The sequence below is a fragment of the Burkholderia sp. Bp9016 genome, assembly GCF_003857765.1.
Lineage (GTDB): Bacteria > Pseudomonadota > Gammaproteobacteria > Burkholderiales > Burkholderiaceae > Burkholderia.
The window spans coordinates 218,387-233,657 of the sequence record NZ_QTPY01000009.1; the positions used below are offsets into that span (position 1 = coordinate 218,387).

Annotated in this window: 15 protein-coding genes, 1 tRNA gene and 1 pseudogene; 7 read left to right on the forward strand and 10 right to left on the reverse strand. The window is 64.8% G+C overall.

Features of this window, described 5'->3' with window-relative positions:
- Positions 1–12: 12 nt before the first annotated feature.
- The 3 genes from DIE13_RS13775 to DIE13_RS13785 form a co-directional block, all read right to left on the reverse strand.
- A complete protein-coding gene (locus tag DIE13_RS13775) occupies positions 13–882 on the reverse strand; it encodes an ankyrin repeat domain-containing protein (protein WP_124827713.1) in 870 nt (289 codons plus the stop codon).
- Positions 882–3,881, reverse strand: a complete 3,000-nt coding sequence (locus DIE13_RS13780) for a type VI secretion system Vgr family protein (protein ID WP_124827714.1) — start codon at positions 3,879–3,881, stop codon at positions 882–884. The genes DIE13_RS13775 and DIE13_RS13780 overlap by 1 nt, the downstream gene beginning before the upstream one ends.
- Before the next feature lie 151 nt (positions 3,882–4,032).
- On the reverse strand, positions 4,033–4,983 hold the full coding sequence (locus DIE13_RS13785; protein WP_244097718.1) for a type VI secretion system baseplate subunit TssF: 951 nt from the start codon (positions 4,981–4,983) through the stop codon (positions 4,033–4,035).
- Here DIE13_RS13785 and DIE13_RS13790 point away from each other — a divergent pair.
- Both DIE13_RS13790 and DIE13_RS13795 read left to right on the forward strand, forming a co-directional pair.
- Positions 4,963–5,148: pseudogene (locus DIE13_RS13790) on the forward strand (IS3 family transposase); the annotation flags it as partial. The gene DIE13_RS13785 and the pseudogene DIE13_RS13790 sit on opposite strands and share 21 nt — an antisense overlap.
- 116 nt (positions 5,149–5,264) lie before the next feature.
- A tRNA-Met gene (locus DIE13_RS13795) sits at positions 5,265–5,341 on the forward strand.
- Positions 5,342–5,588: 247 nt separating this feature from the next.
- On the opposite strand, the gene DIE13_RS13800 is transcribed toward DIE13_RS13795, so the two are convergent.
- Both DIE13_RS13800 and eco read right to left on the reverse strand, forming a co-directional pair.
- Entirely contained in the window at positions 5,589–6,788 is a 1,200-nt protein-coding gene (locus DIE13_RS13800) for a right-handed parallel beta-helix repeat-containing protein (protein ID WP_409333474.1), read from the reverse strand.
- Positions 6,789–7,269: 481 nt separating this feature from the next.
- Positions 7,270–7,770: a serine protease inhibitor ecotin gene (eco, locus tag DIE13_RS13805; RefSeq protein ID WP_096502123.1), complete on the reverse strand. Its 501-nt coding sequence runs from the start codon at positions 7,768–7,770 to the stop codon at positions 7,270–7,272.
- A 144-nt stretch (positions 7,771–7,914) separates the two neighbouring features.
- On the opposite strand from eco, the gene DIE13_RS13810 reads away from it, so the two are divergent.
- Complete coding sequence (locus DIE13_RS13810) at positions 7,915–8,214, forward strand: hypothetical protein (RefSeq protein ID WP_124827717.1); 300 nt, start codon at positions 7,915–7,917, stop codon at positions 8,212–8,214.
- A gap of 193 nt (positions 8,215–8,407) precedes the next feature.
- Here DIE13_RS13810 and DIE13_RS13815 read toward each other — a convergent pair whose 3' ends face one another.
- Complete coding sequence (locus DIE13_RS13815) at positions 8,408–8,794, reverse strand: hypothetical protein (RefSeq protein WP_124827718.1); 387 nt, start codon at positions 8,792–8,794, stop codon at positions 8,408–8,410.
- Positions 8,795–8,911: 117 nt separating this feature from the next.
- Here DIE13_RS13815 and DIE13_RS13820 point away from each other — a divergent pair, with 117 nt between their 5' ends.
- Positions 8,912–9,292 (forward strand): DUF5594 family protein, encoded by a 381-nt coding sequence (locus DIE13_RS13820; RefSeq protein ID WP_124827719.1) that lies wholly within the window; start codon positions 8,912–8,914, stop codon positions 9,290–9,292.
- Positions 9,293–9,458: 166 nt separating this feature from the next.
- Positions 9,459–10,826, forward strand: coding sequence for an MFS transporter (locus DIE13_RS13825; protein WP_124827720.1), 1,368 nt, complete (start codon positions 9,459–9,461; stop codon positions 10,824–10,826).
- A gap of 25 nt (positions 10,827–10,851) precedes the next feature.
- Here the strand turns inward: DIE13_RS13825 and DIE13_RS13830 are convergent, their stop codons facing one another.
- The 3 genes from DIE13_RS13830 to DIE13_RS13840 form a co-directional block, all read right to left on the reverse strand.
- Complete coding sequence (locus DIE13_RS13830; RefSeq protein WP_124827721.1) at positions 10,852–11,430, reverse strand: AAA family ATPase; 579 nt, start codon at positions 11,428–11,430, stop codon at positions 10,852–10,854.
- Positions 11,423–12,844 carry an alpha,alpha-trehalose-phosphate synthase (UDP-forming) gene (gene otsA, locus DIE13_RS13835; protein WP_124827722.1) on the reverse strand — a complete coding sequence of 474 codons (1,422 nt, stop codon included), beginning with the start codon at positions 12,842–12,844 and terminating at the stop codon, positions 11,423–11,425. Before otsA ends, DIE13_RS13830 begins: the two co-directional genes overlap by 8 nt.
- 150 nt (positions 12,845–12,994) lie before the next feature.
- Positions 12,995–13,192: a hypothetical protein gene (locus tag DIE13_RS13840; protein WP_124827723.1), complete on the reverse strand. Its 198-nt coding sequence runs from the start codon at positions 13,190–13,192 to the stop codon at positions 12,995–12,997.
- 288 nt (positions 13,193–13,480) lie between these two features.
- Between DIE13_RS13840 and DIE13_RS13845 the strand changes: the two genes are divergently transcribed.
- Together DIE13_RS13845 and DIE13_RS13850 are read left to right on the forward strand one after the other, a co-directional pair.
- Positions 13,481–14,032 carry a hypothetical protein gene (locus DIE13_RS13845; protein ID WP_124827724.1) on the forward strand — a complete coding sequence of 184 codons (552 nt, stop codon included), beginning with the start codon at positions 13,481–13,483 and terminating at the stop codon, positions 14,030–14,032.
- Positions 14,029–14,523, forward strand: a complete 495-nt coding sequence (locus tag DIE13_RS13850) for a hypothetical protein (protein WP_124827725.1) — start codon at positions 14,029–14,031, stop codon at positions 14,521–14,523. The genes DIE13_RS13845 and DIE13_RS13850 overlap by 4 nt, the downstream gene beginning before the upstream one ends.
- A 67-nt stretch (positions 14,524–14,590) precedes the next feature.
- On the opposite strand, the gene DIE13_RS13855 is transcribed toward DIE13_RS13850, so the two are convergent.
- Positions 14,591–15,271, reverse strand: a 681-nt coding sequence (locus DIE13_RS13855; RefSeq protein WP_185731202.1) for an AAA-associated domain-containing protein, incomplete at its 5' end; no start/stop codon positions are given.

The following is a 15,271-nucleotide window of genomic DNA, read 5'->3' on the forward strand; positions in this document are numbered from 1 at the left end:
CGGAGTGCGCGTTCAATCCGTTTGGCCGGCCGGCGTCACGACTTTCTCACCGCGCGCGCGCATCGCTGCGCGTTGTGCCTTAGGATCCAGCGGCGGCCAGGGCGCGCCGACCGTGACAATCTTGCGACGGATCTCTTCGATGCGCGTCCGCGCGGGAGAATCCGCAGTTGTGTGGTTCTTCAACTCGTTCTGCAGCACCCACCCGTACGAAACGCCAAGCTGGCTGGCGACCTTGGGATCCGCGCCGTGCGCAAGCAGATAGTCAACGACGTCCCACTGTTGAATCATCGTCGCCTCGAAGATCGCCGTCTTACCAAGCGAATCTCGGGCATTCACGTTCGCCTTGTGCTCGATCAGCAGCTTCAGTTGGGGCAACAGCCTGTTCTCGGCCACCGCGAAAATCATTGGCGTGTCGCCGTTGTATAGCCAGTTGGGATCGAGCCCGCCGTTCAGCAGCACGCGAAGGAGATTCGGCGTATCGGCCCGCAACGCGACATCGGCCACCGAGCCGCCGCTGGCGCCCACCGGCGCCTTGGGATCCGCCCCGTTCTTCAGGAGCACCGAAATGATCTGGTAGCGCGGATTCGACGCATCGTTCTTGACCGGGACGATTTCCTGCACTGCATACGACAGCAGCGTCGTATTCTTCGCGCCCGGCGCATTCAGATCGGTCTTCGGCGCGAGCTGCTGAACGCGGCTGAGATCGCCGTCATGAATGGCCTGAGCCAACGTGAGTTGCTGCCCCGAAAAGAAATCTTCCGGTGCGTAACGTTTGAAGCCAGTCATGTTCGTCCCTTGGGCTTGAGTGGGCCACCAGAGCGGCGAGGTCACTCCAACGAGTGCGGCAATCGCGCCGGCGGCTATTGCTTTCTTGTATCGCATCAGTGAGATGAATTCAGTTGGGAGACGAGGTCGAGTTGATCCTTCGCGACCTGCTGGTTGATCCCGTTCGTTACGTCACCCATCAGGTGACGTCCGACCGTGGTCACGCTCTCACCGTCGAGTGTGACGGGGCTGCCGACCGCTTTGGGCATCAGCGCCGCCGTACCGTCGCTGATCGGACCGAGTCGACCTTCCTGCAGCCCCGTCAGGATGTCGCCATCGACCCGGTAGGCCGTGATGTTGGCCGCCTGAGCAGTCCCGCCGTATTGCGCAACCGTCTCCGGATTGAGACCCGCTGCATTGAAGGTCACGGCTGAACCGCCGCTGGCCTGGGCTGCTGCGGACGCCAGCCCCCCACCCAGCGAGTGCCCGGTGAAATCGACGCCGGACGACGCACCGGCGGATTCGAGGTCCTTGCCGATCGTGACAGCATTGCGGTAGTACGGCGCATCCGCGCCGAGCCCTTGCGCCATGTTGTTGGACATGTCTTCGCCGAAGAGCTGCTGCGTCCCCTTGAACGCGACCGTCGGCTTCATGCTGTCGCCGAAGACTTTCGGATCGGGGATATACATTTGCGAACCGAAATTGCTGCCGGTTTTCTCGAAATCGCTCGGCTTCAGTCCGAATGCCTTGAGCGCTTCCGGATCGTTGCTGGCCATCTTCCATCCGGTCGGCGGCGGATCGTTCGGGTGATAGACGTGATCGGCGAGTTTCGCCAATTGCTGTGCTTTCAGCGAACTCGCCAGCTTGGCTGCGGCCGCGCGAGTCGCGGGGTCGGGACTCGCCAGCCCCTTCGCGATGGTTGCTTGCTCGGCCGCCCACTCAAGCGCGAGGGCTTGTTCAGCTGACTGCGCGCTGCCCCGATTCAGATGGATGACCGGTCCGTCGAGATAGATGCCGTTCGCGTTGATGACAATCGTCGAGGGACCGAAGGTCAGCTTGATGCTGTCCGGCGTCATCGTGACGACGCCTTCTCCGACGCGATGCTCGATACCGTCGCTTGCCTGATGACTCTGCATGCCGGGCCCGGCTTTGCTCGCGATGGCCTTCGTGTTGATGACGTTCGCCGTGGTGTCGCGAGTCAGCGCGATGGTTTCCTTCAACCCGCCTTGCGCGATCTGCTTCGTCTCGCTGCCCTTGAGCAGAGAAATGGTACGTGCGCCGGCCTCGACCGTGTGCGTTTCCGAATCCTTGATGACCGTGTTCATATCCTTCTGCGCGTGCAGAAAGACTTCTTGCGCACCGTTCACGTCGGAAAACCGCAGCTCGTTAGAGCCCGCGCCTTTGTGCGTCTGGCTCTTGATCCCCATCGTTTGCCCTGCGGCGCCGTGGTATGGATTGCCCTGCTCGCCGTTGTACACGCGCCCCACGATGACCGGATTGTCGGGATCCCCCTGATTAAACGCGACCAAGACCTCTTGGTTGATCCGTGGGATCGCGGCCGCGCCCCACCCGTCGCCCGCCCACGGCTGTGACACACGGATCCACATCGAATCCGAGCCATCCATCTTGCCGCGGCGATCCCACAGGAAGTGCACCTTCACGGCACTCCCGTTGGTGTGGATTTCTTCGCCCTTCGGGCCGACCACAATTGCCGACTGCGTGCCGTGAATGACTGGCTTCGGGGTATTTCTGGGCGAACGATATGGAAACTTCTTTGGGAGCAGAGAAAATGTATTGCGGTACGGCAGATTTGCGTTGTGTTCCGTGTAGTCGTTCACCGCCTCGTGACGCACGTGCAGAATGGCGTATTCCTGATTGTTCGCCATGACGGGATGGTTCGTCACCGTCACGCTGCCTGCAGACGTCATCCGCCACGCATAGCCGCCGCCCGTATAGCGATGCGCGCTTGCTTCTTCCGCTTGCATCGCAATGCGTGCGTAACGGTCGCCGTCATCGCCGTAGTCGAACAATGACTGATGTTCAAAACGCTCCGTTGTCTCGAGCCCCGCATGCCGGAGATTCTCCGGCTCGGCCTGCGCCAGCATCAGCGGCGACGACGGATTCTGGTGATTGAAGTCGCGAAAGGCGATCTTGCCGACGCCGAAACGTCGACCTTCATGCAACTGGTCGATACCGTTGTCTTCACTCGCCGCGGTGGCGGCATACGGCAAATTGGCCAACCCAGCGATTGGGCGGAAAACGAAATTCGTATCGCCGATGACAAGGAAGTGCTTTTCCTTCTCGTACCGGTGCGTCCAGATCAGGCCTTCCTGCTCCATCAGACGCGCACAGAAGTTGTAATACGACTCCTGGTACATCACGATGTATTCGAGCGGCTTCTGCGCGGTCCGGATGTCGAACTCGAAATCGGTGAACCCGTGATCCTGGAAAATCTCGGTGAGGATGTCCTGAGCGGTCTTGTTCTGGAAAATCCGGCAGTCGGTCGAACGCGTCAGAAACCAGAACCACGGCGCCACCGTCATTTGATATTGCGTCACCTTGCCCGGGTTGCCGGCCCGGTCGAACGACGTGACGTAGCCGTCGAAGTAGCGAATGCTATCGGCAGCACCTGACGAAACGATGCGTTGCAGCGTCGACTGCCGCGCGCTCTGGTCGAGTCGGATCTTGATCGGTTGACCGATCAGGTGGTCGGGTGTCAGATCATGCTGGTGCGACAGCAAATCGAGGTGGATCTCCGGCAGCCGGTTCACGTGTTCATCGATAACCGCGGTGCTGACCAGCAGCACGTCCGGACCAAGCGGCGAGTCGATCGTCACGTATCGGTTCAGCTGCGTCAGGCGAGCGACGCCACCTGTAGCATTGTTAAGCGCGTCCGCAATAGCGGCGGGCGTCTTGTTCATCAATGAGAAGCCGGTCTGCGCAAGCTGGACAGCACGTTGCACGGTGTCGAGATGACCGGCGACGCCGGCGAGCGGGCCAATCTGGCCTGCCACCGTGGACGCAACCGGCCCGGCAAGGCCGCCAAGCGCGCTCAGCGAGCCCAACAGATTCCCGCCGGAACCGACCGGAACACCGCCATTCGGGGCGAAACTCATTTGAATACCCTTTATTTTCGTCTCAGGTTCTGTCCCCAACTGGCTTACCAGCGCGAGGCCCCGCTAATGTAGGACAAAACGTTTGCGAACGAAAGATGTCTGAAATACTCCTTTGCAATTTCCTTTCTCTCGCATTCGCCCAGGTCGTCTATCAGGCAAGTGGCTGGCTTCCCGGGCAGGGTTCACCGCGTCGCAGCACCGCGCCCGTATCGGCCGAAAACAACACAACTTGCACGAAGCTGGTAACCGGCACATAGGGCGTAAAAAATCGCTCCATCGCGCGACCCAGCCCATCAAGACTGAACCGCAGAAAGCGCTGCTCGTCGATCACGAGCCGAATCTCCAGCCCTTGTACAAAAGCAGAAGCGGGCTTGCCGGGCATCCAACGACGTATGCGAGCGTTTGACAGAGACACCAGGGCATCGAAGCGGCGCCCGGCGTCGGGCGCAAACATCGCAAAACGGGTACACAGCCGCTTGAATTGAGCGAGGCCATCGGCATTCAGCCGTATCGCCTGTGGAACCAGCCAAAACAGCAGCTCCCAAAGCTCCCCCCGACGAAAAACCGGCGCGGGGCTTGCACTCGGCGGAGCCAGCAGCACAATCTCGTCAGCGGAGTCCCCATCCCGTAGCGCCAGCTTCCGCTCGCGCATGCCAACCAGATTGCCATTCGTGCAAGACAAGGTAACGTCGAGTTGGCGCCGCGCGGCGGGATCGACGGGTTGACCGTTGGCGCCCACAAGGGCGAGCTCCAAGCCGCGGAGCACCTCTCGGTTCACCGCGACTGCCCGTTCGTGCGGCGCCTCCTGACCTGGCTTGGGCGGTTCGGTGGCCGCCTTCGGCGCACGTCGGGACTCGTCGCGCCAAATCATCCAGTACAGTTCAGGCGCGGCCCCAAGCGCGTGCTGGAACGACTCGAACGGCGGCAGAATCGCGGTGCCTTCGGCGGTCGTTACGCGCACCTGGTCAACCGACCAAACTTCCGTCGTAACCGCTGTTTTGAGCGAAAACGGCTTAAGCGCGTAGTGCGCCAGGCCTGTCTTCGTTTCGATCGGCTCGGCGTTGCTCGAGAACAGGTTAACTTCGGCGCAAGCCAGCGGCACACCTGCGCGTTGTTGCAACTGTCCCGCACGGTCTACCGTTACGAGTCGGTCGCGCGGGATCAAAGTGCACTGGAAATGCGCATCAAGGAGATCACGGAAGTGCGAGTGCATGACGGTGCGCCGCGCGTGTACGTGATGCTTCGCCGGGAAGGCTGGAGAGACAATGGCCAAGCCCCTTCGCAGCGCCAGAGACAGGGCCGGCCAGCAATACCGGGCGCGCATCGTAAAGAGATTGCCCCATTCGTTTGACACGGAGGTAGCACTCCGCGTACACTTCGCGCCGCGGGGTGGAGCAGTCTGGCAGCTCGTCGGGCTCATAACCCGAAGGTCATAGGTTCAAATCCTATCCCCGCAACCAATTTCGAAGCCCGCTCTGCGTCAGCAAGCGGGCTTTTCTCATTCGCCCCGACGATTGCCGCCAGATCGGTAAGCGCAGAATGCCCGGCGTCTTCGACGGCTGTTGTCGCCCCCGGTGCGGTAGACGTAGCGGCCCTGATCAACCCGCTGTCGACAGTCGCAACCCGGCGCTCGGTGGAGCTGTATCCGTTCGGTTTATGAAGGCAGTGCGGTAAACGGGCTTGTACAAAGGCACCGTCCGGCGCTCCTCACTGCATCAACCCCGTCCTGACCTGCGGCATCAAGCTCGCGCTCGCCCCGGCCACCGTCAACGCCCCCGCCAACGACGCCCCGGCCGGCAGCGCCAGCGCGGTGCCATCGCCAAACTGGTTCGCATCGACGACGATCTGGCTCGCCGCGCAGCCGTTCGTCAGCAACTGCACCGGCGAGCCGACGATCGAAGCGAACGTATTCCCCGTCACGCTGAACGAGCACACGTTCCCGTACGCCCGAAACCCCGAATACCCGACTCCCGACACCCGGTTATCGGTCACCGCGACGTCCGACACCGTCCCCGACCACGTATCCAGTTCGATCGCAGCCTGCTGCGTCGGCTGAAGCCCGTTGTTCACGGTCGAGTTCTGGATGTTGGTGACGGTATTGCCCTTGATGACGACATTCGACGCCCCGTATGTCTGCCAGCTGTCTTCCTGCGCGACGAGGATGCCCGCCGCCTTCTGAACGCCGTCGACCGTGTTGTTCGAGATCGTCACGCCCTGCCCGCCGACGACTGAAATGCCGCGCCCCCAAGCGTTGCCCGACACCGCGTTATGGTCGATCAGCACGTTGCTGCTCAGACGGCCGTCGCCGATATAGCTGACCACGGCGATCAGATCGTCGCCGGTGCCGGTCACCGTGTTGTTCTGCACCAGCACGTTGGTCGAACCGTAGGTCGTATGGATGCCGTCGGCGAGCGTCGCCCGCACGGTGTTGTCCACGATCGCGACGCCGCTGCCGCCGAACACGAAGATCCCGGCGCTTGCACCGCCCTGGATCGTCACGCCGAGCACCTGAACGTCCGTGCCCGTCACCTCGACCTTGGTCGACTCGGGCGTCGTGAGGCGCGTCGTGCCGGTGCCGGCCAGCGTCACGCCGACGAGCGTCGAACCGGTGCCGCTCATCACGATCGTCTGGTCGGCCGGATTCGTGGCGGCCAGCGTCGCGCCGTATCCGGAAATCACCGCCTGCGGCACCGTCACCGCGAGCGAATGCCCGACGACGTAACGCCCCGGTGCGATGATCAGGCGCTGGCCGGCCTGCAGGCTGTCGATTGCCTTCTGCAGTGCGTCGGCCTGATCGCTGCCGTCCGTGGCCGGAGCGATCGTCATGTCCGCGATGACAACCGGCTTGGCGCCGTTGACGGGCTGAAGTGTCGCGCCGGCCGTGCTGGACGAACCGGCCGTCGGCACAGCACTGCCGGAATTCGTCGATGAAGTGGATGTGGCCGATGAAGCCGAAGCGCCGGATGCCGCGCCGGCAGGTTCGGCCGGCGATGTCGATGTGCTCGCAACTGTCTGCGGTGCGGGCCCCGCGTTGTCGTCGCCGCCACCGCATGCGGCAAGACCAAGACAGAGCGCGGCAAGCGTTGCCCGATCGACTGTACGCATACGATGTTCCACTAGCCCAAGGTGGCCTCATCGTAAGTACGCCAGGCTACTTTGTAAATAAATAATCTGGCGTGCTTCGCATCAACCGTTCGGTATCCTCTGTCATTCATCGCAGCGTCATCACGACGACATGCGACATGCGCTCGCGCGTCTACGTGACAGTCGAACTGGGGATATGGATTCAGGCAGGCGACGGCGCAAGCCGTCGTGATCGGGAAATATCGTGCAAACCGCACGCAGCCACGCGGCGACAGGCGCCCCGCGCGGCCGCGCCAATACCGCTTTACTGCGTCACTGCATGCTGCACGTCCTTCGACGCATGCCACACGCGGTAGCGCACGTCGAAACCGTCCGGCACGTACACGACGAGCGGCAGACGGCTGTTGTAGCGCAGCAGCTGGCCGTCGCCGCGCACCTGGACGAACCGCTGCTGCGGCGCCTGGCCCGGGCACGCCATCAGCGTCGATGCCGGCCCCTTCACGTCGGTCAGCCGATAGTACGTATAGCCCCAGCCCTTCACGTCCTCGGCGGTCAGCTCGCCGCCGAACCATTGCTGGTTGCAGTCGGTCTGCAGCGTCTTGCCGATCATCAGCTCGACGCGAGCGTCGCCCTCGTTCTCGAGCGCGGGCAGCGCGATCACTGCACGCTGCTGCCCGGCCGCCGGCTGCGGGAACATCTTGATCGACTCGGCCGACACGGCGGGCGCCGATGCGGGCCCGGCCGCGCACGCGGCGGCGGTCGTGACGCAAATGGCGGCCAGGACAGCCCGGATCGCGAATTTCATCGATATGCTCCTCATAAACAAAATAGGCCCCGGATGCTAACACTTTCGTCGCAACGGCTTACGAATCTGTAATTTGACGACACAATTGCAAACAGCCGGCAATCTCCGCGCGCGGTACTTATAGGGGAACCAAGGGAGAACATCATGCTGAAGCTCATTGCTGCCGCCGGCGTCGCCACGTTGCTGGCCGGCTGCGTCGTCGGTCCGGGGGCCGGATACGGCTACGGACAGCCCTACTATTCCGATCCCGGCTATGCGTACGGCCCGTCACCGGTCTACGGCACAGTCAATATCTGGGGCGGTGGCGGCGGCGGACGCGACTGGGACCGCGGACGTCGCGACTACCATCGAGGCGGCTGGGGTCACGGCGGCGGACGTCGCAGCGACTGGAACGAAGGCGGTGGCGGGCGCGGTCATGGCGACGGCGGCGGTCATCGCCACTGAGCCAGGCGGTCCAATTGCAACCGTTTGTATCCGCACGCCGCCTCGCGCGGCGTGCCGTGTAGCGCACGAGAATCTGTATTCGCGAAATGACAAAGGCCCCCGCATCATGCGAGGGCCTTGCTTTTTGTCGTCCTGCGTACCGGCGGCTCGATCGGCGCGTACCACGCCGCGCCGAATCCGGCCATCCTCCCGCTTACCAGCCGGCCGGCTGTGCATAGCCACCCGATACGGGCGCACCGCACACGTACGCACGCTGATAGCGGTCGTAGCAATAGTTCGGGCCGTCGCCCTGATACTGCGCCTGCTGATAGGTCGGATAGTCCGGCTGCTGATACGCCGGTGCCTGGTAGTAGGCCGGCGCCTGATACACGGGCGCCTGGTACGCGACGGGCGGATTGATCGCGGACGTCACGATCGCGCCGAGCACCGCGCCGCCGATCAGCGCGCCGATGACGGCGCCGCCATCGCGGCCGTGTGCGGACGCCGGACCCGCCGCGACGAGCGAACCGGCGAGGACACATACTGCGGCAATTTTTTTCATGATGGACTCCCACGCGAAGTGGTACTGGATGCGATGCATTGTGGCGGCACCCGGCCGTAATAGATGCAGCAAGTGGTAACGCGCCATTACGGGTATCACGCACGCCGAAACGCGGCACCGCCGTGCTACGATTTTCGGCATACAGGAGACGCCTTCATGCAGCCCGAAACCGCCCGCCGTTTCGATACCGAATTCGCACCGCGCATCGCGCAGGCAATCGCCGCTTTCTTCGCCGATCACGTCCAGGCCGACGTCATCCCGTACGGCGGACACGGGCAACCGACGCGCGTACGAATCCGCAGCGCACCGCACGAGCATGTGAGCGGCTATGTGCATCCGCTGAACCTCGAGCTGACCTGGGACGGCGATGAGATCGAACGGCTGATGGAGCCCGACGGGCCCGCACGCTTCGAGCACTACCTGGGCGCGCTGCCGAGGAAGCTGAGCGCATGGGAAGGCGCACGCGACATCGATCTGGCATCGCGCACGCAGGCCGACCCGCTGGTGCGGCTCGGCGGCCTCGACTTCGAAGGCTGAGCGCGCGTCGACGGCGGCCGATGCGAGCCGGTGATACACTCGATCGGTCCCGCTTCGGCGCAGTTGCCGTGCCGGCCTGGCCATTCACCGCCGCCTCCACCCGTGGGCATGGTTGCGCACGCAACCGGCATCCGGGCGCGCGGACAACCCCACTTTCGCTCCCGTCATGAACGCCGATATCGGCCTGCCGCTTCCGCAACGCTACTGGGCGATCGTCTGCGTCGCACTGGGCATCACGCTCGCCGTACTCGACGGCGCGATCGCTAACGTTGCGCTGCCGACGATCGCGCGCGACCTGCACGCGTCCGACGCCGCATCGATCTGGATCGTCAATGCGTACCAGCTCGCCGTCACGATCACCCTGCTGCCGCTCGCATCGCTCGGCGAGCGCATCGGCTACCGCCGCATCTACATCGCCGGGCTAGCACTCTTCACGGCGGCATCGCTCGGCTGCGCGCTCGCCGGTTCGCTGCCGATGCTCGCGGTGATGCGCGTGATCCAGGGGTTCGGCGCGGCCGGCATCATGAGCGTAAATGCGGCGCTCGTGCGAATGATCTACCCGTCGGCGATGCTCGGGCGCGGACTGTCGATCAACGCGATGGTGGTCGCGCTGTCGTCGGCAATCGGCCCGACGGTCGCGTCGGCGATCCTGTCGTTCGCGTCGTGGCCGTGGCTGTTCGCGGTCAACGTGCCGATCGGCATCGCGGCGGTATTCGGCAGCCTCCGCGCGCTGCCGACCAACCCGCGGCACAACGCGCCGTACGACTTCCCGAGCGCGCTGATGAACGCCTGCGTGTTCGGCTTGCTGATCATGGCCGTCGACGGATTCGGCCACGGCGAAAGCCGCGCATACGTCGTGATCGAACTGGCCGTCGCATTCGGCATCGGCTACTTCTTCGTGAAGCGTCAACTGTCGCAGCCGGCGCCGCTGCTGCCGGTCGACCTGATGCGCATTCCGATGTTCGCGCTGTCGATCTGCACGTCGGTCGCATCGTTCACGTCGCAGATGCTCGCGTTCGTTGCGCTGCCGTTCTGGCTGCAGAATTCGCTCGGCTTCTCGCAGGTCGAAACCGGCCTCTACATGACCCCGTGGCCGCTCGTGATCGTGTTCGCCGCGCCGCTCGCGGGCGTGCTGTCGGACCGCTACTCGGCCGGCGTGCTCGGCGGGATCGGGCTCGCGCTGTTCGCGCTCGGGTTGCTGTCGCTCGCGACGATCGGCCCGCACCCGGGCACCGTCGACATCGTGTGGCGGATGGCGCTGTGCGGCGCTGGCTTCGGGCTGTTCCAGTCGCCGAACAACCGCGCGATGCTGTCGTCGGCGCCGCGCGAGCGCAGTGGCGGCGCGGGCGGGATGTTGAGCACGGCTCGCCTGACCGGCCAGACGCTCGGCGCCGCGCTCGTCGCATTGATTTTCGGGCTTGCGCCCGATCGCGGGCCGACCATCGCGCTCTATCTCGCGACGGCGTTCGCAGCGATCGCAGCGGTGGTGAGCATGCTGCGCATCGCGTCGCCAAAGCCCGACGCGGCAACCTGAAATCGACGCGTGCAACGTACGCACGTCACGCCGCGTCGAGCGTATCCATCACGAAGCGCACGCGTGCCTTCACGCTCGCGCGCGGCAGCTCGATCAGCCGATAGCCGTACGACGTATAGCAGTCGACCATCGCTTCGTAGGTCCGCACGGCTTCCGCGAAATCCTGCCGGCGCTCGGTGTCCTGCACGTAGATCTCGGGCCATGGCGGCGCGATGAACACGCGCCGGTGATAGCGAAAACGCCGCGCCGCCGCATCCGCATGCGCGGGCACCGTGAGGCCCGTCAACCGCAGGTAGCCGATCACGTCCGGCACGCCGCGATCGAAGAACACCGGCCCGCGCGCGCATCGCGCCAGATGGTACGAGCGCATCTCCCAACCGAGCATCAGTTCCGCGAAGGCGGCCCGGTCGCGCCACGGCAGCGCCTGGCCGTCGATCGCCGTCTGGTCGCGGATCACGCCGCGCCCGGCCTCCTGCGAGCGCGCGAAACCGGCACGCTCGAGCGCATCGAGCAGCGTGCTCTTGCCCGAGCCGGGGCCGCCCGTGACGACGTGGAAACGGCCGGCCGCATCGTCGGCACCGGCCGCTTCCACGCACTCAGACATGAGCGACCCGCCGGCCTGCCCGCTGCGTGACCGACGCGGCTGCCGCGACGCTGCGCAGGTCGGCGACGAACGTATCACGCCATACCGACAGGTCGTTCTCGCGCAGCCGCGCGAGGTTCTGTTCATGACGCGCCTGCCGCTCCGCGAGCGGCATCGACAGCGCGCGCTCGAGCGCGTCGGCCATCTGCGACAGGTCGTACGGATTGACGAGCAGCGCGCCGGTCAGCTCGGCGGCCGCGCCCGCGAACTCCGACAGCACAAGCACGCCCGGGTCAGCCGGATCCTGCGACGCGACGTATTCCTTCGCTACGAGGTTCATCCCGTCGCGCAAAGGCGTCACGTAGCCGACCTGCGACATCCGGAAAAACGCCATCAGCAGGTTGCGTTCGTACTTGCGGTTCAGGTACTGGATCGGCGTCCAGTCGAGCTGCGAGAAGCGGCCGTTGATGCGGCCGGCCTCGCCTTCGAGCGTTTCTCGAATGCGCTGGTAGGTCTGCACGTCGGAGCGCGTCGGCGGCGCGATCTGCACGAGCGACACGCGCCCCTGCCAGCCCGGGGCGTTCGCAAGCATCCGCTCGAACGACTGGAAACGCTCGACCAGTCCCTTCGAATAGTCGAGACGGTCGACGCTCATCACGAGCTTGCGGCCGTCGAGTGCGTCGCGCAGCATCTTCACCGGCTTACGCGAACCGTACTGGACCGCCGCCTCGGCGATCGCATCCGGATGCACGCCGATCGGATAGGCCGCAACCTTCACGACGCGGCCGTGCGCATGCAGCATCCCGTCGTCGCTCGCCGTGCCGATCCCGCGCCGCTCGATGTAGTCGGCGAACGCCTGCTTGTCGGCGTCGGTCTGGAAGCCCGCGACGTCGTACGCGCACATGAACTTCACGAGTTCCTCGTGCGGCGGCACGAGGCGCAGCATCTCCGGCGACGGAAACGGAATGTGCAGGAAAACGCCGATCGGGTTCTTCACGCCAAGCTCGCGCAGGAAATGCGCGAACGGCAGCAGATGGTAGTCATGCACCCAGATCAGGTCGTCGGGCCGCAACAGCGCGGCGAGCTGCTGCGCGAGCATCGCGTTCACGCGCAGGTAGCCCGCGTACTCCTGCCGGTCGAAACGGGCGAGATCGCCACGGTAATGGAACACCGGCCATAGCGTCGCATTCGAGAAGCCGCGGTAGTACTGATCGTAGTCGCGTCGGGTCAGCCCGAGCGTCGCGTACGTGACGTTGCCGTCCCGCTGAATCGCGGGCTCGGCGTCGGGCGCACCGACGATCTCGCCGTTCCAGCCGAACCAGACGCCGCCGGTTTCCTTGAGCGCGTCCATCACACCGACCGCGAGACCACCCGCGCTCGGACGTGTGTCCTCGCCCGCGGCGACACGATTCGATACCACGATCAATCTGCTCATGCAGCTTCCCCTCCTCGATTCGATTGGATGACGCGCGGCGCGCGCCACGACGGGTGCGGCGGCCCAAAGGCGGTCGCGCGGCGATTCAGATGTGAGCGATGCAACAAAGAGCGCAGTGAAGTGCGGCAGCGGAATGCAACGGCGACAGCGTCAAGCGTCCTGCTCCTGGCCGAGATCGCGTTGATAGTCGAGCCCTTCCGGGCGGGCGCCGCCCTGGTTGTGATCGCCGTCGGACGGCGCCTGGTCGGGCGCTCCCGCGGGCGGCGCGACAGGCGTGTCACGCTGCGGATTGGGTCGGTCGGCACCCATCTCGGGCGGACGCGGTGAAAGGCGTTTCGAACGGCGCATGGCTGGGTGTCTCATATGCAGCGCGGCTCGGGGCCGTCGTTGAAACATTCCATAACAAAACAGTCTAGGTCGCTTCCGAGCGTGCGAAGGTAACAATTACCTTCAATTTGTAACGTTTCGACCCCTCGCCAATCATCTGTCCGACAATAGCGCCGCGCGTATGCGCGCGAGTTGCCGTGGGGCGATTTGTCAAAGCTTTGCAGTTTTCCTATGACAATTGCGAAACAATGACGCGGCAAGGGGGCGCGCACGCGTCGCCGCTCACCCAGACAGGACTTGCACTCAGGGATGAACATTCGCTTCGAATCGCCGCACCGGGCCATGCCGGCGCGCATCGTGCTGGCCGCGCTCGCCACGGCCTCACTGCTGTCCGGCTGCAACTCGCTGTACAGCGAAGGCGCGACCGCCGGCGCAGGTATCGCGGGCGCCGCGATCGCATCAAAAGTCACCAGCAACGCCGCCGTCGCGACGGGCATCGGCCTGGGCGCCGTCGCCGGCGCCCGTGCGGGTGTCCAGTACACGCAGCGCGTCGCCCACCGCTATACGCAGGAACAGATCGCGAAGGCAGCCGGCCCGCTGGATGTCGGCGGCGTCGCGTCGTGGTCGACGCACCATTCGTTCCCGATCGAGGACGACGAACAGGGCCGCGTGACGGTGAGCCGGATGATCAGCGTCGGCCCGCTCGACTGCAAGGAAATCGTGTTCGCGGTCGACACGCCCGCCAAGGGCGACAAGGCCGCGCAATCGGCGTTCTACGTCGCCACGATCTGCCGCGAGGGCTCGGTGTGGAAATGGGCGTCGGCCGAGCCCGCGACCGAGCGCTGGGGCGCGCTGCAATGAGCGTCGCGATCCGTATCGCGGCGATCGGCGCGCTGTGCGCGGCCACCGCCGCGCTGTCGGGCTGCGGCTCGGTCGGCGCGGCAAGCGGCGCGCTCGCCGGCGCGGCGACGGGCCTCGTCACTGCGAACCCGGCCGTGGGCGTCGGCGTCGGCATTGCCGTGCAGGCGGCGACCGACGAGGCCGTCAACCGCACGATGAAGCAGCTCCATCAGAACCAGCAGGACGCGATCGCGAAGGTGGCTGGCACGTTGGCCGTCGGTGAAGTGAAGCCGTGGAAGGTGAAGAACACGCTGCCGCTGGAGAACGGCGAAGGCGAGGTACGCGTCGCGCGTGCGTATTCGACAGCGCTCGCGCTGTGCAAGGAATTCGCGTTCTCGGTGAAGGACGGCGACAAGGCCGACTGGTATTTCGCGAGTGCGTGCCAGCAAGGCACGCGCTGGAAGTGGGCGTCCGCCGAGCCGGCCGTCGATCGGTGGGGGAATTTGCAGTAGCGGTGCGAAGCGTCGCGCGTAACGCGTGCGACACAAGAAGCCGGGCCGCACGGCCCGGCACACGCACTCAGGACTCGACGTCCTCGAGACTGAAGATTTCGGTCTGGTCGTTGTACGAAAATATCTCGCCGTAACGGCCCCAGTCGATCACCGCATCGAGCGTTTCCTCGGCCGCGCCGTCGGACAGAAAATCCTCCAGTTCCTGCTCGAAGCGCACGCGCGGCGCACGATGGCCCGGGCGCTCGTTCAGCACTTTCTTGATCCGCGCCGCCAACGGCACGTGCTTGAGCAGATGATCCGCGAACATCAGCTTGCGCTCCTGCGTGCCGAACTCGGCGAACACGCGCCCCGGCGGCGTCAGGAACACGTCCCCTTCCCGCACGTCGGCGAAGCCCAGGTGCTGCAGCACTTCAGCGATCGGGAACAGGTCGTCCACTTCGAGATGCAGCGTGCGCGCGATTTCCGGCATGTCCGCGCGGCCGTGGTACGGCGCCATCGCGAGCGTTTCGATCAAGCCGGCCATCAGGTTGGTCGACACCTGCGGCAGCCAGCTGCCGAGTTCGAGCCCCTTCTTCGTCGCTTCGCCGGTCTGGCGCGCGGTCATCTTCGCGTAGATGTCGTCGACGAGCTTGCGGAACGCCGGGTCGAGACGGTTGCGCGGGTGCTTGAAAGGCACCTTGATCTCGGCGATCACGCGGCCCGGGTTCGACGACAGCACCAGAATCCGGTCGCACATGAACACCGCTTC